Source organism: Streptomyces sp. NPDC034103 (assembly GCF_055575395.1).
On record NZ_JBVISS010000007.1, the window covers coordinates 271,326 to 293,820 of the forward strand.

At 71.7% G+C, this 22,495-nt stretch carries 18 protein-coding genes and 1 pseudogene; 8 read left to right on the top strand and 11 right to left on the bottom strand.

The genetic code is table 11. The annotated features are described in order from the left end of the window. Positions 1 to 45 precede the first annotated feature (45 nt). Positions 46 to 2,220: a serine hydrolase gene (locus tag ACZ56U_RS17575; RefSeq protein WP_469085061.1), complete on the bottom strand. Its 2,175-nt coding sequence runs from the start codon at positions 2,218 to 2,220 to the stop codon at positions 46 to 48. Positions 2,221 to 3,682: 1,462 nt separating this feature from the next. Between ACZ56U_RS17575 and ACZ56U_RS17580 the strand changes: the two genes are divergently transcribed. The 3 genes from ACZ56U_RS17580 to ACZ56U_RS17590 all read left to right on the top strand — a co-directional run bounded on the left by ACZ56U_RS17580 (position 3,683) and on the right by ACZ56U_RS17590 (position 6,051). Continuing rightward, complete coding sequence (locus tag ACZ56U_RS17580; protein ID WP_391234282.1) at positions 3,683 to 4,438, top strand: GOLPH3/VPS74 family protein; 756 nt, start codon at positions 3,683 to 3,685, stop codon at positions 4,436 to 4,438. Between the two features lie 333 nt (positions 4,439 to 4,771). After that, complete coding sequence (locus ACZ56U_RS17585) at positions 4,772 to 5,629, top strand: helix-turn-helix domain-containing protein (RefSeq protein ID WP_469084881.1); 858 nt, start codon at positions 4,772 to 4,774, stop codon at positions 5,627 to 5,629. A gap of 230 nt (positions 5,630 to 5,859) precedes the next feature. After that, positions 5,860 to 6,051, top strand: a complete 192-nt coding sequence (locus tag ACZ56U_RS17590) for a DUF397 domain-containing protein (RefSeq protein ID WP_469084882.1) — start codon at positions 5,860 to 5,862, stop codon at positions 6,049 to 6,051. Positions 6,052 to 6,162: 111 nt separating this feature from the next. Here ACZ56U_RS17590 and ACZ56U_RS17595 read toward each other — a convergent pair whose 3' ends face one another. Next, the gene (locus ACZ56U_RS17595) at positions 6,163 to 7,002 is read right to left on the bottom strand and encodes a hypothetical protein (RefSeq protein ID WP_469084883.1); all 840 of its coding nucleotides are present in this window, start codon (positions 7,000 to 7,002) and stop codon (positions 6,163 to 6,165) included. A 77-nt stretch (positions 7,003 to 7,079) separates the two neighbouring features. Between ACZ56U_RS17595 and ACZ56U_RS17600 the strand changes: the two genes are divergently transcribed. Both ACZ56U_RS17600 and ACZ56U_RS17605 read left to right on the top strand, forming a co-directional pair. Continuing rightward, complete coding sequence (locus ACZ56U_RS17600; RefSeq protein WP_469084884.1) at positions 7,080 to 7,865, top strand: SDR family oxidoreductase; 786 nt, start codon at positions 7,080 to 7,082, stop codon at positions 7,863 to 7,865. 127 nt (positions 7,866 to 7,992) lie between these two features. Then, positions 7,993 to 9,576: a sodium:solute symporter family protein gene (locus ACZ56U_RS17605; protein WP_469084885.1), complete on the top strand. Its 1,584-nt coding sequence runs from the start codon at positions 7,993 to 7,995 to the stop codon at positions 9,574 to 9,576. 85 nt (positions 9,577 to 9,661) lie between these two features. Here the strand turns inward: ACZ56U_RS17605 and ACZ56U_RS17610 are convergent, their stop codons facing one another. After that, the gene (locus ACZ56U_RS17610; protein WP_469084886.1) at positions 9,662 to 10,780 is read right to left on the bottom strand and encodes an ADP-ribosylglycohydrolase family protein; all 1,119 of its coding nucleotides are present in this window, start codon (positions 10,778 to 10,780) and stop codon (positions 9,662 to 9,664) included. A gap of 118 nt (positions 10,781 to 10,898) precedes the next feature. Between ACZ56U_RS17610 and ACZ56U_RS17615 the strand changes: the two genes are divergently transcribed. Next, entirely contained in the window at positions 10,899 to 11,411 is a 513-nt protein-coding gene (locus tag ACZ56U_RS17615) for a DUF2165 domain-containing protein (RefSeq protein WP_469084887.1), read from the top strand. On the opposite strand, the gene ACZ56U_RS17620 is transcribed toward ACZ56U_RS17615, so the two are convergent. The 4 genes from ACZ56U_RS17620 to ACZ56U_RS17635 form a co-directional block, all read right to left on the bottom strand. Next, complete coding sequence (locus ACZ56U_RS17620; protein WP_469084888.1) at positions 11,388 to 11,933, bottom strand: DUF4760 domain-containing protein; 546 nt, start codon at positions 11,931 to 11,933, stop codon at positions 11,388 to 11,390. The two genes, ACZ56U_RS17615 and ACZ56U_RS17620, sit on opposite strands and share 24 nt — an antisense overlap. A 49-nt stretch (positions 11,934 to 11,982) precedes the next feature. Beyond that, positions 11,983 to 12,546, bottom strand: coding sequence for a hypothetical protein (locus ACZ56U_RS17625; protein ID WP_469085062.1), 564 nt, complete (start codon positions 12,544 to 12,546; stop codon positions 11,983 to 11,985). A gap of 79 nt (positions 12,547 to 12,625) precedes the next feature. After that, positions 12,626 to 15,211: a bifunctional FO biosynthesis protein CofGH gene (locus ACZ56U_RS17630; RefSeq protein ID WP_469084889.1), complete on the bottom strand. Its 2,586-nt coding sequence runs from the start codon at positions 15,209 to 15,211 to the stop codon at positions 12,626 to 12,628. A 169-nt stretch (positions 15,212 to 15,380) separates the two neighbouring features. Continuing rightward, positions 15,381 to 16,226, bottom strand: coding sequence for an LLM class F420-dependent oxidoreductase (locus ACZ56U_RS17635; protein ID WP_469084890.1), 846 nt, complete (start codon positions 16,224 to 16,226; stop codon positions 15,381 to 15,383). Between the two features lie 255 nt (positions 16,227 to 16,481). On the opposite strand from ACZ56U_RS17635, the pseudogene ACZ56U_RS17640 reads away from it, so the two are divergent. Together ACZ56U_RS17640 and ACZ56U_RS17645 are read left to right on the top strand one after the other, a co-directional pair. Further along, positions 16,482 to 16,682 (top strand): annotated as a pseudogene (locus ACZ56U_RS17640) (CehA/McbA family metallohydrolase); the annotation flags it as partial. Between the two features lie 64 nt (positions 16,683 to 16,746). Next, positions 16,747 to 17,139 carry a nitroreductase/quinone reductase family protein gene (locus ACZ56U_RS17645; RefSeq protein WP_469084891.1) on the top strand — a complete coding sequence of 131 codons (393 nt, stop codon included), beginning with the start codon at positions 16,747 to 16,749 and terminating at the stop codon, positions 17,137 to 17,139. A gap of 34 nt (positions 17,140 to 17,173) precedes the next feature. On the opposite strand, the gene ACZ56U_RS17650 is transcribed toward ACZ56U_RS17645, so the two are convergent. From ACZ56U_RS17650 to ACZ56U_RS17665, 4 genes are all read right to left on the bottom strand, one after another. Continuing rightward, positions 17,174 to 18,631: an aldehyde dehydrogenase family protein gene (locus ACZ56U_RS17650; protein ID WP_469084892.1), complete on the bottom strand. Its 1,458-nt coding sequence runs from the start codon at positions 18,629 to 18,631 to the stop codon at positions 17,174 to 17,176. After that, positions 18,628 to 20,358, bottom strand: a complete 1,731-nt coding sequence (locus ACZ56U_RS17655) for an N-acyl-D-amino-acid deacylase family protein (protein ID WP_469084893.1) — start codon at positions 20,356 to 20,358, stop codon at positions 18,628 to 18,630. Before ACZ56U_RS17655 ends, ACZ56U_RS17650 begins: the two co-directional genes overlap by 4 nt. Positions 20,359 to 20,478: 120 nt before the next feature. After that, positions 20,479 to 21,597, bottom strand: a complete 1,119-nt coding sequence (locus ACZ56U_RS17660; RefSeq protein WP_469084894.1) for an LLM class flavin-dependent oxidoreductase — start codon at positions 21,595 to 21,597, stop codon at positions 20,479 to 20,481. Between the two features lie 121 nt (positions 21,598 to 21,718). Next, complete coding sequence (locus tag ACZ56U_RS17665; protein ID WP_469084895.1) at positions 21,719 to 22,489, bottom strand: SDR family NAD(P)-dependent oxidoreductase; 771 nt, start codon at positions 22,487 to 22,489, stop codon at positions 21,719 to 21,721. Between the last annotated feature and the right edge of the window lie 6 nt (positions 22,490 to 22,495).

The following is a 22,495-nucleotide window of genomic DNA, read 5'->3' on the forward strand; positions in this document are numbered from 1 at the left end:
CTCTCGCCACGGTTCAGCCGTACGCGCCGGTCGCCGCCGTACGGGTCAGGTGATGCGCGTGAGCTTGGCCGCGAAGCCCGGCTCGACGAGGTCCTCCTGAAGCGCGACCGGCACCTTCACCGCACCGGCGGAGGCGTCACCCACGGTGAGCGTGCCCACCTTGGTGCCGGCCTTGGCGGTGTGCGGTACGTCGTCGCCAGCGAACGTCAGCTTGACGGTGAGCCCCGACCAGCCGACGGCCGTGACGTCCTTGGTGGCGATCACGGGGGTCCGGCCGCCGAGACCGTCGTCGACGTACCCGACGACCTCGCCCTTCTTGATGATCGTCGAGGACTTCAGCGCGTCCTGTGCCGCCCGGATGAGCTGGTCGCCCGCGGTCAGCGCGGCGCTGAGGATGGTGTTCTCCACGCCACCGGCGGGCTGCCGGACGACGGCGCCGACGATCGTCCGGGTCTCCCCGTTCACGTCCTTCTTCGCGGCGAAGACGAGGTTGCCGAGGGCGGAGGTGGTGGTGCCGGTCTTGATGCCGACGACGTTGTTCTTGCCGACGAGCTGGTTCCAGTTGGAGTGGTTCTCACCCTTGTAGTCGTCGTACGACATCATCGCGGCGACCTCGCGGAACGCGGGGTACTCCATCGCCTTCTTGGCGAGCTTCACCTGGTCCACGGCGGTGGAGACGGTGGTGTTGTTCAGCCCGGAGGGGTCGGTGTACGTCGTGTTCGTCATCCCGAGGTCCTCGGCGGCGGCGTTCATCTTCTCGACGAACTCCTTCTCCGAGCCGGCGTCCCAGCGGGCCAGGAGCCGGGCCACATTGTTCGCGGACGCGATCAGGATGCTCTCCAGCGCCTCGCGCTGGGTGATCGAGTCACCGGCGGTCACCTTCACGGTCGACTCCTGGCCGGCGTTCTCGCCCTGCTGCTGCGCGGCCTGGTCGATCTTGATCTTCGGACCGGCGGCGCCGCTCTTCAGCGGGTGGTCGCGCAGGACGAGGTACGCCGTCATGACCTTGGCGACACTGGCGATCGGCACGGACTTCTGCTCACCGGAGGAGCCGAAGCTGCCGATGCCCTGGACGTCGAGGGCGGCCTGTCCGTCGGCCGGCCACGGGATGTCGACCTTGCCGCCGTCGAAGGAGTAGCTGTCCTTCGCGGTCAGCTCCAGGGTCGGCGCCGGGAGCGGGCGCATGGACTGCACGACCGCAAACACGACCAGGACGAGCAGGACGAGCGGCGTCCAGATCTTGACCCGGCGGACGGTGGTGCGGAGCGGGGTCTCCGGGGGCGGCGGGGTGTTGGTGAGCTCGGCCAGCAGATCCAGCGGCGGCTTCGGCGGCAGGGGCTGCTGGGTGGTCCGCTCGGGGCCGACCTGCGGGACGGCGGCGGTCATGTCGGGCTTCAGCGCGACGAACTTGCTGGTCCGCTCGGCGGGGTGCTCGGCGGGACGCGGGCCCTGCGCGGGGCTCTGAGCTGGGCTCTGAGCTGGGCTCTGGGTGGGCGGCAGCTTGAGCATGGTGGTGGGCTGGTCCACGGGCGCCTCGGCTGCGCCGTCGCGCTTCCCGTCGCCCCCACCCGCACCACCCGTGCGGCTCTCGTCGTCGTCTGCGGGTGGCCCCTGCGGGGCGTCCCCGCCGTCGGCGGCTTGCGGCGCGGGGGTGACCCGGGGGGTGAGGGTGGAGGTGGGGGTGTCGGTGGGGGGCTTGGCGGGGGCGGCGGGCTTGTCAGCCGCGGTGCCGGAGTCGGCGGCGGGTGCCGCGGGCTTGTCGGCGGGTGCCGCGGACTTGTCGGCCGCGGTGCCGGGCTCGTCCGTCGCGGTGCCGGGCTTGGCGGCGGGTGCCGCGGACTTGTCGGCCGCGGTGCCGGGCTCGTCCGTCGCGGTGCCGGGCTTGTCGGCGGGGGCGGCGGACTTGTCGGCCGCGGTGCCGGGCTTGGCGGTCGGTTCTGCGGGCTTGTCCGTCGATGTGGCCGGCTCGCCGGTGGGTGTGGTGTTCGCCCTGCCGGGGGGCGCCGTCTCGGCGGAGTCGGCGGGCTGCTTGCCGGACTCCGGGTGTTCGTCGTCCGGCTCGGCGGGAGCGGTGGCGGTGGTGTGGTCGGGGGCGGCGTCCTCGGCGTCGGCCGCCTTGTCTGCGGGCTCCGGCACGGCGTCGGCCACGCGGTCCTCGGGCTCGGGGGCCGCGTCGGGCCTCACGGCGTCCGCCACGCGGTCCTCGGGCTCCGCGTCCATGTCGGGCCTCACGGCGTCCGCGACCCGGTCCTCGGGCTCGGCAGACTCGGCCACGCGGTCCTCGGGCTCGGCGTCAGCATCGGGCCTCACGGCGTCGGCCACCCGGTCCTCGGGCTCGGCGGACTCCGCCACCGCGTCGGTCACCCGGGCCTCGGGCTCCGCGTCCGCGTCGGGCTTCACGGCGTTGTCCGGTCGCTCAGCGGTCTCGGCGACAACGGCCTCGGCGCGCGGGTCCGACGTCGGCGCCGGGTCGCCGGTCCGCACCCAGGCGGCCACCGCGGCACGCAACCGGGCGTCACCCGCCGGTTCAGCCTTGGCACCCCAGGAGCCGCCCGCGGCGGCCCCTCCGGCACCCCTGGGGGCATCGGCGGGGCGCGAGCGGCTTGCCCCCGCGGTGTCCCCGGCGTCACCCGTCACGGCCGCATCGGCGTCACGCGAGCCGTCGGCACCCTCGGCGCCCCCGGCAGCACCCGCCCCGGCCCTTGCGGCACCCTCAGAGTCCCCGGCGTCACGCGCCCCGGCCCTTCCGGCGCCCCCGGCCCCGTCAGCGTCACGCGAGCCGTCAGCGCCCTCGGCCGCGTCACGCGAACCCTCAGCGTCCCCGGCGTCACGCACTGCGGCCCCTCCGGCCCTCTCGGCGTCCGCCGCGTCACCCGCCGTAGCCCCTGCGGCACCCTCGGAGCCCCCGGCGCCACGCACCCCGGCCCTTCCGGCGCCCCCGGCCGCGTCAGCGTCACGCGAGCCGTCAGCGCCCTCGGCCGCGTCACGCGAGCCCTCGGCGTCCCCGGCGCCACGCACCCCGGCCGCTCCGGCCCTCTCGGCGTCCGCCGCGTCACCCGCCGTAGCCCTTCCGGCACCCTCGGAGCCCCCGGCGTCACGCACCCCGCCGCTTCCGGCGCCCCCGGCGTCACGCGCCCCGGTGCCCTCCGCCGCGTCGGCGTCACGCGCGCCCCCGGCGTCCCCGCCCGCGTCGGCGGCCTCCGCGGCCTCCGCGGGCTCCTCCACCGGCTGCTCCGCGGGGACCGGCTCCGCTGCCGCGCGGGCCTTTGCCACGTCCTGGGTCGAGAAGACCCGCGTGGCCGTGTCGACGTTGCGGCGCGGTGTGGGCCGGTCCGTGTCGCGGGCGACCGCCAGGCGGGGGTCGCGTACCTCACTCCGGGCCTCGGGAACCGGACTCGCGCTCCCCGACGTCGGTTCTGCCGACGACTCGCGCTGCTTCGACCTGTCGGGGGACTCGCCCGCCACCGATGCCTCCTAAACCGTGGACCGTCTGAACCGCCGTGCCCTGACAGTGCTCCCCCGCGCTGTCCGAACCATGTACCAGTGTCCCGCTGTGAGGGCTTGGCTCCTGCGGTAGACGAGAACGACATACCTACTGGTTCCACTACAAACAGGTCACGCACCCTCGACAGACCAATGTGAGAGGGGTCACCCTGTCTTTCATCCACGCGGGGAGGCATGGATGGGCAGGAGCCGCAGAACACTTCCGGAGGAGCTTCTGCTGCTGGCGTTGGACCCGGCCACGGGTACCACCGCACAGCCGCAGTCGCTCGACCTCGGTCTGGCCGGAGCACAGCTAGTGGAGCTGGCGCTGGCCGGACGGATAGCCCCTGACGGGGATCGTATCGCCGTGGTGTCCCCACGGCCGACTGGAGATCCGACACTGGACTGCGCGTTGGAGTTGCTGCGAAGGCGTGGCGCTCCGGTGCGAGCCGTCCACTGGATCGGCGGGCCGCGTCTTGGGCTCCGCCAGACCTACCTCTCGCATCTGGAGCGGTGCGGCATGGTGCATGCCGTGGCGGGCCAGATGTGCGGAGTACTGCCGACGACTCGCTACCAGGCGAGTCAGACCGAGATCAGCCGGGAGATCAGAGCCCGACTGGACTCCGCGATCCGTACCGGTGTGCCACCGGACCCGCGGACCGCGGCGCTCGCCGCCCTGGCGCACGCGGTCGGCCTCGGCAAGCACCTGTATCCGGGCAACGAGGGTCGCTCCTCGAGGTCCCGGCTGCGGGACCTGATCAGGCACGACCCCATGGGCGGTCTCGTCGCGCACGCCGTGATGGACGTCCAGAACGGCGTGGCGGCACAGCCCCGCCGCAGCCCGGCCCCGGCCGGCCGTCCGGCCGGACCAGGCGTCAGGCAGGCAGCGGAGCCCGCTCGCGGCGTTCCGGTGCAGCCGCACCGCGGTTCCATGGCGCGTGTCGTGGCCCACTGAGCCGCGGCACCACGACACGAGCGACCACAGAGCCGCAGTACAGGCACCACCGCACCACACGCAGCTCCGGCGTACCCCAGACCCGGTGACGGGAGCCGCTGGTCCGCGCGGGGCGGCGGGACCGTGTGTCCGGACGACACCACGGCCTCGCCGCCCCGCGCGGCTTTTTGTGCCCCGCGGGCCCCAACCGCCTTTCGATCATGGCGAACTGGCGTCTGTGCTGCGCATATCCACGGTTTGCCAGCGGTAGAAAGCACCTTGGTGGCAGTCTGCTCAACAGCAGATACGCATAGTGGCAGTTCTTGATGGCACGCAGCCGGAGGTGCACGTCCCGTGGCGTCCAATGTCAATCCCACCGTCAGGCGACGCCGGCTCGGCCAGGAGTTGCGCCGGCTCCGTGAACTCAAGGGCATGACGGCCGAAGAGGTGGCCGAGCGGCTTCTGGTCTCGCAGTCGAAGATCAGCCGGCTGGAGAACGGCCGGCGCAGCATCAGCCAGCGCGACGTCCGCGACCTGTGCGGGGTGTACGAGGTCGAGGACCACCGGATCGTCGACTCCCTGATGCAGATGGCCAAGGACAGCCGCCAGCAGGGGTGGTGGCACTCCTTCGGCGACATCCCGTACAGCGTCTACATCGGGCTGGAGACGGACGCCGCGAGCCTGCGCGTGTACGACCCCCAGGTGGTCCCCGGTCTCCTCCAGACCCGTACCTACGCGGAGTCGCTGATCTCGGGCGCGCTGCCCGAGGCGACGACGACCGACATCGACAAGCGCGTCCAGGTGCGGCTGCGCCGGCAGGAACGTGTCTCCGCCGCCGAGAACCCGCTCCGGCTGTGGGCGGTCCTGGACGAGGCGGCGCTGCGCCGCGAGGTCGGCAACCGGCAGGTGATGATCGAGCAGTTGGAGCATCTGATCGAGATGTCGCAGCTGCCGCACGTCACGGTGCAGATGATCCCGTTCACGATGGGCGCGCACCCGGGGGTCAGCGGGCAGTACGCGATCCTGGAGTTCCCCGACGCCGCCGATTCCAGCGTGGTCTACATCGAGGGCGTGACGAGCGACCTCTACCTGGAGAAGGCGCAGGACGTGCAGAAGTACAGCGTCATGTACGAGCATCTGCGGGCACAGGCCCTGAATGTGGACCAAAGCCGCGAGTTCATCTCGAGCATCGCCAAGGACTACGCACGCTGAGCCACTCCGCGAGGCAGGGCGCCGAAAGGTACACCTTCGCCTGCCAGTGATGGAAGACCCCACTGGAATATGCCACCCGCCCGGGTGAATACTCCCTCCGCTGCCCGATGTTGGCGAGTAGCGTCGATCACGCCATCGGATAACAACCTTGGCGCAAACCCGTGCCGTGCGGATCTAGACACCCGCACGCCACGGCGACAGCAACTCAGCAACTGGCTATCGGAGCGAAAATGGCAATCAAGCAGGGCGCCGCGGACAAGTGGGTCAAGTCCTCGTACTCCCAGGGCAATGGCGCGTGCGTGGAGATCAAGTCCCCTGTCCTGTCGGCGATGGCCGTCCGGGACTCCAAGGTCCAGAACGGCCCCACACTGGCCTTCCCCGCGGACGCGTGGAACGCCTTCGTCGGCTCGGTGAAGGCTTAGCCGATCGAGTGATCGAACAGCACTACACAACTCCACAAGCACCACCGAAGAGCCCTCTCGTCGAGCTCGCCGTCCTTGCCGAGGGGGCTCGGCTTGTGCCCGGGAGCGGGTCTACCGCAGCCGGTCCACGTACGTGTCCGTGCCGGGCAGCGTCGGGATGAACGGCGCCACCAGTTCCACCCTCCCCAGTCCCGCCGCCTCGACCGGTTCCGCCAGCCCCGTGAAGTACGCCTCCCAGCAGTCCCGCGGATCGGCCTCCAGGAACCACAGCAGCGTCAGCCGGGTGTCGACGCCCTCGACCTGCTTCACATAGGTCATCCGGTCCCCCGGCAGCGGTGTGGGCCGGAAGACCGTCACCATCGCCACCGGCGACCCCGCGACCCGCCGGGGCAGGTGCCGCGTTCGCAGCCACTGGAGCAACTCGGCCCGCCGCTCTGCGGATTCGGCGTCGATCACCTCGACGACCAGCCCCGCGTAGGGATGGTCGAGGGCGTGGAAGTCGCGGGGGCCCACCGCCCCGTCCCGGTACACGGTCGTCTCGTGGTCCTGGAAGGCCGTGAAGACGTGGGTGCGGTCCTGGTAGACCCGGGCGTCCCGGTTGAGGCGCTTGTTGATGCCGACGGTCCACTTCATGTGGTCGTCGTAGCGGCCCTCGGTGATCCAGTACGTCGAGAGGTAGCACCCGGTGGTGACCGGTTGCGCGACCGCCGACTTCTCGGGGTAGCGCAGGAGTTGGAGGTCCCGGGTGGCGACCCAGCGGCGCCCGGCGTACATCCAGGGCATCGCCATCGCGCCGGCGTAGTAGTGGTCGTCCTCGTACCAGCGGTTGTAGGCGTACTCGTGGCCCGGGTGCGGCTCGACCATGGTGATGAGCGCGTGGCCGGGGCGGACGCCGTACGGGCCCACGGCGGCCAGTTCGGCGTAGGTCTGACTGCGGGTCTCCTCGCTCATGCTCTTCCCCTTCCTGGGTGGCTCGCCCATACTCTGACGCCCCGTCAGATAGAGCGCCAGAGCCAGGGAGGGCCCATATGTCACTGCTCGCGGGCAAGACGGTCGTCGTGTCGGGCGTCGGCGCCGGACTCGGCCACCAGGTCGCCGCGGCCGTCGTACGGGACGGCGGGAACGCCGTGCTGGGGGCGCGCACCGAGGCCAACCTCGCCAAGAGCGCGGGCGAGATCGACCCGGACGGGGCGCACACGGCGTACCGGCCGACGGACATCACCGACGAGCGACAGTGCGTGGCGCTGGCCGAGTTGGCGGCCGAGCGGTTCGGGCGGATCGACGCGGTGGTCCATGTGGCCGCCTGGGACGGCTACTTCGGGGGCCTGGAGGACGCGGACTTCACGACCTGGCAGTCGGTGATCGACGTGAACCTGCTGGGCTCGCTGCGGATGACCCGGGCGTGCCTGCCGGCGCTGAGGGCGGGTGGCGGCTCGGTCGTCTTCATCGGGACGCAGTCGGCCGTGGCCGCTCCCTCGCAGGTGCGGCAGGCGGCGTACGCGGCCTCCAAGGGGGCGCTGACGAGCGCGATGTACTCCCTGGCCCGGGAGCTCGGCCCGCACCGCATCCGGGTCAACACCGTGCTGCCGGGCTGGATGTGGGGGCCGCCGGTGCGGGCGTACGTGCGGTTCACCGCCCAGACCGAGGGCGTGGGCGAGCCGGAGGTCCTCAGCAGGCTCACCGAGCGCATGGCCCTGCCCGATCTCGCCACGGACGGGGATGTGGCGGACGCGGCGGTGTTCCTGGCGTCGGATCGGGCGCGGGCGATCACGGGGCAATCACTGCTGGTCAACGCCGGGGAGCTGATGCGTTGAGTTCACATGGATGAACCAAGGCCATCATGCCGAATACTTTTACCTCCCCTTGACCTTCCGCTCACTTGTCGTGTTCACGCGACAGCACCCACGATGAGCGCCGGGTCGAACCCCTGGGAGGACGCACATGAACGGTCTCGACTGGGCCGTGCTCATCGGCTATTTCGGCGTGATGGTCGCGATCGGCGTGTGGTCGCACAAACGCGTGGACAACGTCAGCGACTTCTTCACCGCCGGCGGAAAGATGCCCTGGTGGCTCTCCGGCATCTCGCACCACATGTCGGGCTACAGCGCGGTGATGTTCACCGGGTACGCGGGCATCGCGTACACCTACGGCGTCACCTCCTTCGTGACGTGGTCCTTCCCCATCGCGCTCGGCATCGCGATCGGTTCGAAGCTGTTCGCGCCGCGCATCAACCGGCTGCGCTCACGTCTCCACGTGGCCTCCCCGCTGGAGTACCTGAAGAACCGCTACGACCTCAAGACCCAGCAGGCGCTGGCCTGGTCCGGCATGCTGCTGAAGATCGTGGACGTCGGCGCGAAGTGGGCCGCGATCGCGACCCTGCTGTCCGTGTTCACCGGCATCTCCCTGAACCAGGGCATCCTCATCACCGGCACCATCACCGCCGTCTACTGCACGATCGGCGGCCTGTGGGCGGACGCGCTGACCGAGTTGGGCCAGTTCGTCATCCAACTCCTCGCCGGTGTCGCGATGTTCATCGCCGTGGTCGCGGAGCTGAACGACAAGGGCATCGGCTTCCTCGAGGCCTGGGACCGCCCGGAGCTGGAGGGGCACGGTGAGCAGCTGGTCGGCCCCTACGGCACCGTCTTCCTCCTCGCGTTCCTGTTCATCAAGCTCTTCGAGTACAACGGCGGCATGCTCAACCAGGCCCAGCGCTACATGGCCACGGCGAGCGCCCACGAGGCCGAGCGCTCGGCGCGGCTGTCGGCGATCCTGTGGCTGGTGTGGCCGGTGGTCCTGTTCTTCCCGATGTGGATGTCCCCGCTGCTGGTGGAGTCCCAGAAGCCGGACGGCTCCGACTCCTACGGCCTGATGACCGAACAGCTCCTTCCGCACGGTCTGCTGGGCCTGGTGATCGTCGGGTTCTTCTCCCACACCATGGCGATGTGCTCCTCCGACGCCAACGCCATCGCGGCCGTCTTCACCCGTGACTGCGTCCCGGTGGTGTGGCAGCGCGCCCGGACGTGGAGCGAGGGCCAGGGGCTGCGGGTGGCCCGGGTCGCGACGGTGGTCTTCCTCGGGCTGTCGATGGCGGCGGCGACCCAGGTCAACTCGCCCGCCTTCAAGGACATCATCACGGTCGTCATCAAGTGGGTGGCCGGGCTGATGGGCCCGATGGCCATCCCGATGATGCTGGGCCTGCTCCGCCCCTTCCGCCGCTCGGGCCCGACGGCCGCGCTCACCAGCTGGTCGCTGGGCCTGTTCGCCTTCTGGCTGGTCAACTACCCGATCAACTGGAACGTCGACGGCGGCGTCCCGTTGCAGTACCAGGTCTCCATCCCGCTCGCGGTGTCCCTGGTGCTCTACATCCTCATCGGCTTCCTCAAGCCGGAGGACACCCCGGAACGCCTCGCGATCATCGAGAAGATCAACACGGACGACGACGGAACGGGCTCCGCGGCGGCCGCGATCCCGACGCCCGCGGGCGGCGTGGAGGACGCGGTGGGCCGTACGGCGGTGAAGGACTGACGGACCGCATGAGCCCCGGGGGCGGACCGGTCCCGGGGCTCCCGCGGCTCGGCGTCGATCTCACGCGGGCCCGGCACCGGGGCGCTCAGGCCCGCGGATACCGGGCCAGCCACCCCGGGGCCGCGCCCGCCGGGCCGTGCAGCGCGGGGCCCTGGGTCATCTCCATGGCGAAGTCGTCGGCCAGCGCCAGGATCGTCGGCCGCCCCTCCAGCTCGGCCAGCCAGGCCGGCGGCAGGGCGGTCTCGCCGTGCAGGACGCCGAGCAGGCCGCCGGCGAGGGCGCCGGCCGCGGCGGAGGGGCCGGCGTGGTTCACGGCGAGGCAGAGCCCGTGGCGGACGTCCTCCCCGACGAGGGCGCAGTACACGGCCACCGCGAGCAGCCCCTCGGCGGTCGTCGCCTCCCCCATGAGCTCCTCGACCCGCTCCGGCGTGGGAATGCCCTGCCGTACGGCACCCAGGGCGTGCTGGAGGGCATCCGAGACGGTCTGGTGCCCCGGCCGGGCGGCCAGCAGCGCCAGCGCCCGCTGCACGGCCCCGTCGAGGCTGTCGCCACGGGCCAGCGCGTGCACGATCACGGCGTACGCCCCGGCGGACAGGTACCCGACCGGGTGCCCGTGCGTCTGCGCCGCGCACTCCACCGCGAGCTGGACGACGAGCTCCGGCTCCCACCCGACGAGCAGCCCGAACGGCGCGGACCGCGCGGCCGCCTCCGGACCCGCCTCACCGGGGTTCTTGGGCACCTCCAGCGTCCCCATGTGCTCGTCGCCCAACCCGACGAGCAGCGCACGGGCGGGGTCGCGCCGGGCGTACAGCCACTCCTCCCGGGCCAGCCACCCGTCGTCCTTGCGCCGCTCGTCGGGCCCCCAGTCCCGCTGGGTGGCGGCCCACCGCAGATACGCCCGGTGCAGATCGGTCGGCGGGTGCCAGGCGCCGGTGTCCCGCCGCACCTGGGCGCGGATCAGCCCGTCGACGGAGAAGAGGGTGAGCTGCGTGAGATGACTGATGGTGCCGCGCCGGCCGTACCCGAACCCCAGGTCGACCAGGCCCTCGGAGCCGTACTCCGCGCGGATCTCCGCCAGGGCGAGCCCGTCCACCGGCGCGCCCAGCGCGTCCCCGACGGCGACCCCGAGCAGCGCCCCGCGCACCCGGCTGCGGAAGTCCTGCTGCTCGACCCGCCCCCACACGGCCCCGGCTGTCGCACCCACTAGACCTCCCACGGCGACCGTCCGTACGTACGACGCTCAGCACTGTATGCGAACGCGGTGGACATTCTGGCTCGATGGGGGCGGCGTACCGCGGGCCCCGCCGGGAAAAATGGTCGCCATGGCCACGACATCCTCACGCAGCGCACTCCACCTCGCCGGCACCCTGCTCACGGCGACCGTCGCCCTCTACATGGCCCTGGTCGCCTTCGGGAACATCACCGACTTCGGCACCAACCAGGCGTTCGTGCGGCATGTGCTCGCGATGGACACCACGTTCAAGGACGACGACCTGATGTGGCGGGCGATCACCAGCCAGGCACTTCAGGACACCGCGTACGTCGCGATCATCGTGTGGGAGACCCTCTCCGCGCTGGTGCTGTGCTACGGCACCTGGCTGTGGTTCCGGCGCGACGACGCACGGGCGCGCCGGTTCTCCACGTACGGCCTGCTGATGGTGATGCTGCTCTTCGGTGCCGGGTTCATCGCGATCGGCGGGGAGTGGTTCTCGATGTGGCAGTCGGAGGACTGGAACGGGCTGGACGCGGCGCTCAGGGTGTTCGTGCTGAGCGGGGTCGTGCTGCTGGTCGTGCAGCTGTCCGGGCGGGACTCAGCTCATCAGTCCCAGGCGTGAGCGGCGGCGCCGGATCTCACTCATGCGGTCGCGGACGTGGTCGGCCGGCAGCTCCTCCGCCAGGCGGGCCAGTTCCTCGAATATCGTCATGTAGTTGCCGCCGCCCGCCTCGCCTCGCAGCTGCCGTTCCCGCTCCACGAACGGCCGGACCGCCTTCCACACCGAGATGATCCGGGTGCGCAGGATCGTCACCAGCAGGGTGTCGTCGAGCAGCCCGAAGACGGCGAGGTTGGCGAAGGACTGGTAGTAGTACACGACGCCGAAGAAGGCCTGCTTGGCCTCGTCGGGCAGCCCGCGCACACCGTCCGCCGGGTCCTGCTCCGCCCCCAGCCGCAGGCACACGTAGTCGTGCTGCTCGTGGAACTCGGCGGACCGGAACTCCGCGAGCAGGTCGATCACCACCGATATGTGGTTGGCGTGGTGGGCGATGCGGGCCTGCCGCGCGCTGAACACCACGGAGGTCACCACGGCGACGAGGGCGATGGCCGTGGTCGCGACGTTGAAGACGACGGAACTGTCCATCCGGCCACCGTACGGAGCCGTGCGGGCCGGTGGGGGCCACTTGAGGCGCCTACTGGACCACCACGACGGTCGTGCCGGTCGCGCCGAACGTCCACAGCGCCGCCCCGTCCGCCTTCTTCATGCGGATGCCGCTGGTCCGGGTGCCGGAGGCGACGGCCGGGGGCGAGGAGCCGTCCACGGCGTTGGAGAAGGCGACGGACAGGCCGGACTTGCTGGCGAAGTAGACGATGTGCTCGATCTCGACGCCGTCGGAGCCGGTGGTGGAGTCCCGGCGGACGTCGACCTTGTAGTCGCCGGGGTCCGGGCTCACCGTGCCCGGCCACACCGGGAAGGTGCGCCGGGCCGCGTCGCTCGCGTCGACCAGCCAGACCCGCTTCTCGCCGAGCGAGTAGACGATCCGGCGGCCGGTGCCGGAGTCGTCCGGCACCGCCGTGGAGGAGGACTTCGGGGGCGACGCCGAGGGCCGCGCGGACGCCGACGCGCTCGGGCGTGCGGCGGCCGTGGCCTCGGGCTTGACGCCCTTGTCCGCCTGGACGGTCAGGGCGACGACCACTGCTATCGCCCCCACCGTCAGACCGGTCACCCAGACCTTCGGGGCAGGCACGGCACGTATCTCCTCAGCTCACCGACAGAGTCGGATCATCGTACTGCCGTGCGCCCGCCCTCTTGGCCGCCGTCCGGCGCCCGCGCGATCAGTCCAGCACCGGCAGCAGCTCCGGCAGATGCCCGTCCGACACCGCCGCCGCCCGCCGGCGCTCCTCGGAGACCTCGCCGTACAGCGTCGTGCGCGGCCGGGCGGGACGGCCCGCCGCCCGCGCGACCGCGATCAGGTCCTTGACCGACTTGTAGGAGCCGTACGACGAGCCCGCCATCCGCGAGATGGTCTCCTCCATCAGGGTGCCGCCCAGGTCGTTCGCGCCCGAGCGCAGCATCTCCGCCGCGCCTTCCGCGCCGAGCTTCACCCAACTGGTCTGGATGTTGGGGATGTACGGGTGCAGCAGCAGTCGCGCCATCGCCGTCACCGCCCGGTTGTCCCGCATCGAGGGGCCGGGGCGCGCGATGCCCGCCAGGTACACGGGTGCGTTGGTGTGGATGAACGGGAGCGTGACGAACTCCGTGAAGCCGCCGGTGCGTTGCTGGATGCCGGCCAGGGTGCGGAAGTGGCCCAGCCAGTGCCGGGGCTGGTCGACGTGGCCGTACATCATCGTCGAGGAGGAGCGGATGCCGAGTTCGTGCGCGGTCTCGACGACCTCGATCCAGGTCGCCGTCGGAAGCTTGCCCTTGGTCAGGACCCAGCGGACCTCGTCGTCGAGGATCTCGGCCGCCGTGCCGGGGATGGAGTCCAGGCCCGCCTCCTTCGCCGCCGTCAGCCACTCGCGGATCGACATGCCGGTGCGGCTCGCGCCGTTCACCACCTCCATCGGGGAGAAGGCGTGCACATGCATGCCGGGGACCCGCTTCTTGACCGCCTCGGCGATGTCGAAGTACGCCGTCCCGGGCAGGTCGGGGTGGATGCCGCCCTGCATGCAGACCTCCACCGCGCCCACCTCCCACGCCTGTTGGGCGCGGTCGGCGACCTGGTCCAGGGAGAGCGTGTAGGCGTCCGCGTCCGTCCGGCGCTGGGCGAAGGCGCAGAAACGGCAGCCGGTGTAGCAGACGTTGGTGAAGTTGATGTTCCGGGTGACGATGTACGTCACGTCGTCGCCCACCACCGACCTGCGCACGTCGTCCGCGATCCGGGTCAGGGCGTCCAGCGCGGGCCCGTCCGCGTGCAGCAGCGCCAGCGCCTCGGGGTCCGTCAGCCGCGTGGGGTCGTCGGCCGCCACCCGCAGCGCCTGCCGTACGTCGGTGTCGATCCGCTCCGGGACCATGCCGGGCGCGGCCGCCTCCCGCAGGGCGCCCCAGTCGCCGTAGACCTCGTCGAAGTCGTCGCGGCGGTCGGAGGTGCGGCCCTCGGTGTCGATGGCGGAGTGCAGGTCCGTACGGCCGGACGCCACGAAGACCTCCTCCGGCTCCTGCCAGGGCAGCCCCCGCGGCAGTGCCTCGGGACGGGCCAGGCCGGTCTCCGGGTCCGCCAGGGCGCGCACGTGCGGCAGCAGCCGGGGGTCCAGCCACGGCTCGCCGCGCCGCACGAACTCCGGGTACACGCACAGCCGTTCGCGCAACTCGAAGCCGACGGCGGCGGAGCGTTCCGAGAGTTCGTCGATCCGGGGCCACGGCCGTTCGGGGTTCACATGGTCGATCGTCAGCGGGGAGACCCCGCCCCAGTCGTCGATGCCGGCGCCGATCAGCCGCTCGTACTCGGAGTCGACCAGGTTCGGCGGGGCCTGGAGGCAGGCCGAGGGGCCCATGATGTGCCGTGCCACAGCCACCGTCGCGACCAGTTCGTCGAGTTCGGCGTCCGGCATGCCGCGCATCGCGGTGTCCGGCTTGGCGCGGAAGTTCTGGATGATCAGTTCCTGGATGCCGTGGTAGGCGCGGGACACCCGGCGCAGCGCGAAGAGGGACTCCGCGCGCTCCTCGTACGTCTCCCCGATCCCGATGAGCAGGCCGGAGGTGAAGGGGACCGACGAGCGGCCCGCGTCCTCCAGCACCCGTAGCCGGACGGCGGGCTCCTTGTCCGGGGAGCCGTGGTGCGGGCCGCCGGGCTCCGACCACAGCCGCTCGGCCGTCGTCTCCAGCATCATGCCCATGGACGGTGCCACCGGCTTCAGGCGCTGGAAGTCCGTCCACGACATCACGCCGGGGTTCAGGTGCGGCAGCAGACCGGTCTCCTCCAGGATGCGGATGGAGATGGCGCGGACGTAGGCGATGGTGTCGTCGTAGCCGTGCGCGTCGAGCCACTCCCGGGCCTCCGGCCAGCGGTCCTCCGGCTTGTCGCCCAGGGTGATCAACGCTTCCTTGCAGCCCTGCGCGGCCCCGCGCCGGGCTATGTCGAGGACCTCGTCCGGCGACATGAACATCCCGTGCCCGGCACGGCGCAGCTTGCCGGGCACGGTGACGAACGTGCAGTAGTGGCACTTGTCCCGGCACAGCCGGGTCAGGGGGATGAAGACGCTCTTGGAGTAGGTGATGACGCCGGGGCGGCCGGCCGCCTCCAGGCCCGCGTCACGGACCCGGGCGGCGGACGCGGTGAGGTCGTCGAGGGCCGCGCCGCGCGCCTGGAGGAGCACCGCCGCCTCGCCGGCGTCGAGGGCCACGCCGTCACGGGCACGTTTGAGGGCGCGACGCATGGAGTTCTCGGTCGGGCCGGTTCCGGGGGTCGCGGAAGTCGTCATGACGTCGAGCATACGGAGGGGCTCCGCCGGTTCGGCGGGGTCGGGGGTTGTCCTGGGGGGGCTGTGGTGCGTCGCCGGGTGCGGGTCCGTCGGGGCCGGTCGCGCCCGCGCGGCGGTAGCCGCACATCGACACAGCCCCGCGCCCCCAGGTGGGCTCCGTCACCCTCGGTCAGACGTACCCGGCGTATTCGTCCAGCACCCGCAGCACCTCCGCCTCGCCCGCCGGCGGCAGCTGCACCACGACCTCCTCGATGCCGAGGTCGGCGTAGTGCGCGAGCTTGCCCGGGGTGGGGTGGACGGCGTACGGGACGACCTGGAGGGCGTCCGGGTCGCGGCCCGCGTCCGCCCAGGCGGCGCGCAGGACCGGGAGCGACTCGGTCAGACCGCGCCCGCCGATCGGCAGCCATCCGTCGGCGTACTCGCTGATGTGCGCGAACAGCTTGGGTCCGGCGGCCCCGCCGACGAGCGTGCGCGGTCCGACGACCGGGCCGCGTGGCTTGCGGACCGGCTTGGGGAACGCGTGCGAGGCCCGCACCCCGCCGAACTCGCCCTCGTACGCGGTCGGTTCGTCCCGCCACAGGGCCCGCATCAGCGCCATCCGGTCGCGCACCAGCTCCCGCCGGGTACGCCAGTCCACGCCGTGGTCGGCGGCCTCCTCGACGTTCCAGCCGAAGCCGAGGCCGAGGGTGAAGCGGCCGCCGGAGAGGTGGTCCAGGGTGGCGATCTGCTTGGCCAGGTCGATCGGGTCGTGCTGGGCGACCAGCGTGATGCCGGTGCCGAGTCCGAGCCGTTCGGTGACCGCCGCCGCCTGGCCGAGGGCGACGAAGGGGTCGAGGGTGCGGCCGTACTCGGGCGGCAGCTCACCGCCCGCCGGGTACGGCGTCACCCGCTCCACCGGGATGTGGGTGTGCTCGGGCAGGTAGAGGCCGGCGAACCCCCGCTGCTCCAGCTCACGGGCGAGCCGGGTGGGGGTGATCGTCTCGTCGGTGAGGAAGATCGTGGCGGAGATGCGCATGACCGCATCTCTACCGCGCCGGGCCCCAGATGTCCATACCGACTGGTCGGCATCGCGTGCACGGGGAGCGGCACCCCACCGGACGGCTCTGATTCCCTTTTCTTCCACGGGAGTTCACCGCCGTCCCCGAGAGTGGGGGCATGTGTGAGGACGAGCGCCAGATCGCAGACTTCGTGTACGTGCCGGTCGAAGTCCCGTCCTGCGTACGGGAGATCAGGGTCGCCTACACCTACGGCCGCCCCGCCGTCCCGGCCGGCGTCGGGCGGCAAGGGCGAACACGCCGGTATCGACGACCGCCTGGCGGCCGACCCGGACACCCCGGTGACGGTCCGCCTGGAGGTCTCGGGCGCCCCCCGCTGCACCGTGCGCCTCGTGACCGACCAGGGCGTGCTGCACACGAGCGCCCCCCTGCCGGCCACGGGACCGGGCATGGTGGAGTGGCGGACGACACCCGCGACCGGGTCTCGAGATGCGGGCGCCGGGGCACGCACCACCCGAATCTCCAGGAGACTCAGTAACCATGCCCCCTCACCACGAGCGCAAGTACCGCGCGGTGTCCGCCTTTCAGCGGCTGCTCAACCCCGTGTTGCGTCGGCTGCCCTTCCAGACCGTCCTGGAGACCACCGGCCGTGTCTCGGGGCTCCCCCGCCGCACCCCGGTGGGCGGGCGCCGGGTCGGGGACTCCTTCTGGCTGGTCTCGGAGTTCGGCGAGCGTTCGCAGTACGTCCGCAACCTCAAGGCCGACCCCCGCGTCCGGGTCCGGTTGCGCGGCCGCTGGCACACCGGCACCGCGCACCTGCTGCCCGACGACGACCCGGTCGCCCGGCTGCGCGGTCTGCCGAGGCTGAACAGTGCGGGGGTGCGGGTGATGGGGGCGGGGTTGCTGACGGTACGGGTGGACCTGGACGGCTAGAGCGACGTCTGCGGGGCCCGCCCCGCGGTTCCCCTCACCCCGGCCAGACGATCGCCTGCACCTCGCTGTAGGCGTGCAGGGCGTACGAGCCGACGTCCCGGCCGACGCCGCTCTTCCTGAAGCCTCCGAAGGGTGCCTCCATGTTCCGGCCGACGGTGTTCACGCCCACCCCGCCGGACCGCAGGCGCCGGGCCACGCGGAAGGCCCGGGCCACGTCCCCGGACCAGACGTAGTCGATGAGGCCGTAGTCGGAGTCCTGGGCGAGGGCGATGCCTTCCTCCTCGTCGTCGAAGGGGACCACCGAGACGACCGGCCCGAAGATCTCCTCCCGGACCACCCGCATCCCGCTCGTGCAGTCGGCGAGGAGGGTGGGGGCGACGTAGAAGCCGCGCTCGTACGACGGCCGTTCGCCGCCCGCGACCACGGTCGCGCCCTCCTTGCGCCCGATCTCCACGTATCCCTCCACCCGCTCGCGGTGCTCGGCGGAGATCACCGGCCCGACGACGGTGTCGGCCGCCCGCGGGTCCCCCACCTTCAGACGTCCGGCGTACGCGGCCAGCGCGTCCACGAGCCGCTCATGGATCCCGCGCTGCGCGATCACCCGGGTCGGCGCGGTGCAGATCTGCCCGCTGTAGAAGGAGAAGGTGGTCCCGATGCCGGCGACGGCGGCGGCGAGGTCGGCGTCGTCGAAGACCAGGGCCGCCCCCTTGCCGCCGAGCTCCATCAGCTGCCGTTTCATCCCCCGCCCGCACACCTCCCCGATGCGCTGTCCGACGGCGGTGGAGCCGGTGAAGGAGACCATGTCGACGTCCGGCGAGTCCACGGCGGCCTCGCCGACCGCCACCGCCCGCCCGCTGACCACGTTCACGACCCCGCGCGGCACCCCGGCCGCCTCCAGCGCCTCCGCCATCCGGTACACGGAGAGCGGGTCCTGCGGGGCGGGCTTCACGACGACGGTGTTGCCCATCGCGAGGGCGGGGGCGATCTTGCCGGCCGGGTTGGCCCAGGGGTTGTTGTACGAGGTGACGCAGGTGACCACCCCGACGGGCTGCCGGACGGCCAGCGCGCCCATCACCCCGGCCCTGCCCATGGGCCCGGCCTCGTTGATCTGCGGCGGGATCGCCCACTCGGCGGGTTCCACGCGCGCGTACCGCTGGAAGCGGGCGGCCGCGACCCCGACCTGCATGGCCCGTGCCGTCCCGGTGGTGGCGCCGGTCTCGGCCCGGGCCAGCTCGGCGTACTCCGCGAACCGCGACCGGATGACGTCGGCGGCCCGCGCGAGCAGCGCCGCCCGTTCCTCGGGCGCGGTCCGCGACCAGGGGCCGAAGGCCTCGCGGGCCGCCGCACAGGCCGCGTGCACCTGGTCCCGGGAGGCCTCCGGCGCCCACCCGACGAGCCCCTCGGTGGCCGGGTCGACGACCTCGTAGTGCCCGCCGTCGGGCTCGACCCACTCCCCGCCGAGGAACAGCCGCTGCCGGTGCTCCCGGGTCATGCGGTCGCCACCGTCCGGGTGTCCCGGCCCGAGCGCAGCACCCGGCCCGGCACGGCCCCGCTCGGCACGTCGTCCCGGATCGCCTCGACGCCGTTGACCCACACGGCCCGTATCCCGAGGGCCTTGGAGTCCAGTCGCGGGCTGTCCCCCGGCAGGTCGTGCACCAGGGTGGCCGTGCCCGCGCCGATCCGTTCCGGGTCGAAGAGCACGAGGTCCGCGTGGAAGCCCTCCCGGATCCGGCCGCGTTCCTTGAGACCGAAGAGCCGGGCCGGGTCGTCGGTGAGCATCCTCACCGCCTGCTCCAGGGTGGCGAGCCTGCGCCCGCGCAGACAGTCCCCGAGGAACCGGGTGGTGTACGGCGCCCCGCACATGCGGTCCAGGTGCGCCCCCGCGTCGGAGCCGCCGAGCAGGACGTCCTCGTGCTGCCAGGTCTCGGCGCGCAGGGCCCAGGAGGCGGGGTCGTTGTCGGTGGGCATGGGCCACAGGACGGTGCGCAGGTCGTCGGCGGCGCAGATCTCCACCAGGCAGTGGAATGGGTCCTGTCCCCGCTCCTCGGCGATGTCCCGGACCACCCGCCCGCTCAGCCCGAGGTTGGCCTCGCTGTAGGTGTCGCCGATGACGTACCGCCCGAAGTTCGCGAGCCGGCGGAAGACCCCGGCCTCCCTGGAGTCGGCCCGGCGCAGCATCTCCGCCCGCACGTCCGGGTCGCGCAGGGTGGCGATCCGCTCCGGCACGGGCAGGCCGAGGATCGGTCCCCACCCGGGGATGAGGTTGAGCGCGCAGAAGGTGCCCAGGGACATGTTCATCGGCGTCAGGATCGGCATGGTGAGCGCGACGACCCGGCCGCCCGCCTTGCGGGCCCGCTCACTGGCGAGCAGCTGCCGGGGCACCCGCTCGGGCACGGAGGCGTCGATGGTCAGCACGTTCCAGTTCAGGGGCCGTCCGGCCGCCGCGCTCATCTCCACGAACAGGTCGATCTCCGCGTCACTGAACTGGTCGAGACACCCGGCCACGATCGCCTCGATCTGCGTCCCCTCGTGCTCGCCGACGGCCTTGGCCAGCGCGATGAGTTCGGCGGGCTCGGCGTGCCGGGAGGCGACGGGGCGCCCGTCGCCGTCGGAGTGCGTGGACGACTGGGTGGTGGACAGCCCCCAGGCCCCGGCGTCCATGGACTCGTGGAACAGTCGCAGCATGGCGTCGAGTTGGTCCGGCGTGGGCTGCCCGCCCACGGCGTCCGCGCCCATCACGTACCGCCGCAGCGCGCAGTGCCCCACCATGAACCCGGCGTTGACGGCGGTCCGCCCTTCGAGCGCGTCCAGGTACTCCCCGAAGGAACTCCAGCTCCAGGGCGCCCCCTCCTCCAGGGCGACCAGCGACATGCCCTCCACCTTGGACATCATCCGGCGCGTGTAGTCGGCGTCCTCGGGCCGGTCGGGATGCAGCGGCGCGAGCGTGAAGCCGCAGTTCCCGGCCGCGACGGTCGTGACGCCGTGGTTGAGGGAGGGGGTCGCGTAGGGGTCCCAGAACAGCTGGGCGTCGTAGTGCGTGTGGGGGTCGACGAACCCGGGGGCGAGGACGAGGCCCGTGGCGTCCTCGTGGGTACGGGCCTCCTCGGTGATCTCACCGATCGCGGCGATACGGCCATCCCGTATCCCCACGTCAGCGGTGAAGGCGGCCGCACCGGTCCCGTCGACGACGGTCGCGCCTTGGATGACGTGATCAAGCATGGGTGCACCTCTTGGAGTTGCGGTGATCCGACCTACCCAGGGGCGCGGGGCTGTGCCGATGTGCGGCCACCGACGCGTGAGCGCGACGGGCCACCACGCACCCGCACCCCGCGGCGGCGCTTACGAGGCAGCCCGGAACCGGGAAGTCCGGTGCACGGGATCCGTGTCGATCTTCGGGATCACGTGCTCACCGATGAGCCGGATCGTCTGAAGCGTCTCCTCCTTCGGCACCCCCACCGGCAACCCGAAGCTCAGCTGATCCGCCCCGGCCTGCTCCCACCGCTTGCACTGCCGGGCCACCTCGTCGGGGTCCCCGCAGATCAGCAGTTCCTCCTCGATGAGCAGTTCGACGAACTCCGCGGTGTACTCCGGCAGCGTCTCCGGCCACTCGGGGAACCCCTCGGGCCGCGGGAAGGTGTCGTGGTACCGGAACACCAGCGAGGGCAGGTAGTGCAGCCCGCCGTTGACGGCGATCTCGACGGCCTCGGCGTGGGTGGGGGCGCAGATGGCCGTGGTCGTGACCATCACGTTGTCGTTGACGAAGTCCCCGATCGGCTCGGCGTTCACGACCGCCGTCTTGTACTGCTCCAGCACCCACTCCATGTCGGAGACCTTCTGCACGCTGAAGCCGAGGACCCCGAGCCCCTTCTTGGCCGCCATGGCGTACGACGGCGGCGACCCGGCGGCGTACCACATCGCGGGGTGCGACTTCCCGTACGGCTTCGGCAGCACCTTGCGCGGCGGCAGCTGCCAGTGCTTGCCCTGGAAGCCGACGTACTCGTCCTGGAGCCACATCTTGGGGAACTCGGCGATGGTCTCCTCCCAGATCTCCTTGGTGTGGTTCATGTCGGTGATGCCGGGCAGGAAGCCGAGGATCTCGTGCGACCCGGCGCCCCGCCCGCTGCCGAACTCGAAGCGGTTGCCGGTGAGATGGTCGAGCATGGCGACCTTCTCGGCGACCTTCACCGGGTGGTTGACCTGGGGCAGCGGGTTGAAGATTCCCGAGCCGAGGTGGATGCGTTCGGTGGCGTGGGCCAGATAGCCGAGGAAGACGTCGTTGGCGGACAGGTGCGAGTACTCCTCCAGGAAGTGGTGCTCGGAGGCCCAGGCGTACTTGAACCCGGACTTGTCCGCCTGGATGACGTACTCGGTCTCCTCCATCAGCGCCTTGTGCTCGGCCAGCGGGTCGGTCTCGGCGCGCTTGCCCACGTATCCCTGTACAAAGAGCCCGAATTCCAAGGAGGTTCACCATCCCCAGTTGTTTCTGACGCTCCGTCAGATTCCTGATCTGCCGCCGACTGTGGCACCGGGCACTGACAGCGTCAATAGCTGACGCCTAGTCAGCTGCGCCCGGCCGGAGTCAGAGGACCGAGACCCCCGCCAGCCAGCCGCCGTCGATCACGAACGGCTGCCCGGTGATGTACGAGGAGTCGGCGGAGGTCAGGAACAGCGCGAGCCGCGCCACCTCCTCCGGGCGCCCGATCCGGCCCAGCGGCACGACCTTGCGGTAGAAGCGGTCCAGCCCCCGGGAGGCCTGCTCCCCGTCCGCGGCCGGGTCCAGGACGGCCGGGTTGGACATCGCGGTGTCGATCGCCCCCGGGCACATGGCGTTGACCCGGATGCCGCGCGGCGCCAGCTCCAGCGCGGCGACCCGGGTGAGCCCGAGGATCGCGTGCTTGGAGGCGGCGTAGGCGCCCACGCCCGCCATCCCGGTCACCCCGGTGTAGGAGGCGGTGTTGACGATCGTGCCCCCGTCGGACAGCACGGGCCCGACGGCCCTGATCCCGAGGAAGCAGCCGACCTGGTTGACGTTCACGATCTGCATGAACTCGTCGAGCGGTGTGTCGAGAAGGGAGTTGAAGCGCAGGATGCCGGCGTTGTTGACGAGCCCGTCGAGGCGGCCGTACTCCTCGACGGCGGCCCGGGTCGCCCGCCGCCAGTCGGACTCCTGGCTCACGTCCAGGTGGACGTACAGCGCCCCTATCTCCTCGGCGAGTTCCTTGCCCTGCTCGTCGAGGACGTCGGCGACCACGACCTCGGCGCCCTCCGCCCGGAACAGCCGTGCCTCCTGCTCCCCCTGTCCGCGCGCCGCCCCGGTCACGATCACGACGCGTCCGTCCAGCTTGCCCATGCGGTG

What these genes read in the sequence shown, in the direction of transcription:
- ACZ56U_RS17575 (WP_469085061.1), bottom strand. Translation starts at nt 2,220, where the DNA reads ATGGACGCGGAGCCCGAGGACCGCGTGGCGGACGCCGTGAGGCCCGAC.
- ACZ56U_RS17580 (WP_391234282.1), top strand. Translation starts at nt 3,683, where the DNA reads ATGGGCAGGAGCCGCAGAACACTTCCGGAGGAGCTTCTGCTGCTGGCG.
- ACZ56U_RS17590 (WP_469084882.1), top strand. Translation starts at nt 5,860, where the DNA reads ATGGCAATCAAGCAGGGCGCCGCGGACAAGTGGGTCAAGTCCTCGTAC.
- ACZ56U_RS17595 (WP_469084883.1), bottom strand. Translation starts at nt 7,002, where the DNA reads ATGAGCGAGGAGACCCGCAGTCAGACCTACGCCGAACTGGCCGCCGTG.
- ACZ56U_RS17600 (WP_469084884.1), top strand. Translation starts at nt 7,080, where the DNA reads ATGTCACTGCTCGCGGGCAAGACGGTCGTCGTGTCGGGCGTCGGCGCC.
- ACZ56U_RS17605 (WP_469084885.1), top strand. Translation starts at nt 7,993, where the DNA reads ATGAACGGTCTCGACTGGGCCGTGCTCATCGGCTATTTCGGCGTGATG.
- ACZ56U_RS17615 (WP_469084887.1), top strand. Translation starts at nt 10,899, where the DNA reads ATGGCCACGACATCCTCACGCAGCGCACTCCACCTCGCCGGCACCCTG.
- ACZ56U_RS17620 (WP_469084888.1), bottom strand. Translation starts at nt 11,933, where the DNA reads ATGGACAGTTCCGTCGTCTTCAACGTCGCGACCACGGCCATCGCCCTC.
- ACZ56U_RS17630 (WP_469084889.1), bottom strand. Translation starts at nt 15,211, where the DNA reads ATGACGACTTCCGCGACCCCCGGAACCGGCCCGACCGAGAACTCCATG.
- ACZ56U_RS17635 (WP_469084890.1), bottom strand. Translation starts at nt 16,226, where the DNA reads ATGCGCATCTCCGCCACGATCTTCCTCACCGACGAGACGATCACCCCC.
- ACZ56U_RS17645 (WP_469084891.1), top strand. Translation starts at nt 16,747, where the DNA reads ATGCCCCCTCACCACGAGCGCAAGTACCGCGCGGTGTCCGCCTTTCAG.
- ACZ56U_RS17650 (WP_469084892.1), bottom strand. Translation starts at nt 18,631, where the DNA reads ATGACCCGGGAGCACCGGCAGCGGCTGTTCCTCGGCGGGGAGTGGGTC.
- ACZ56U_RS17655 (WP_469084893.1), bottom strand. Translation starts at nt 20,358, where the DNA reads ATGCTTGATCACGTCATCCAAGGCGCGACCGTCGTCGACGGGACCGGT.
- ACZ56U_RS17665 (WP_469084895.1), bottom strand. Translation starts at nt 22,489, where the DNA reads ATGGGCAAGCTGGACGGACGCGTCGTGATCGTGACCGGGGCGGCGCGC.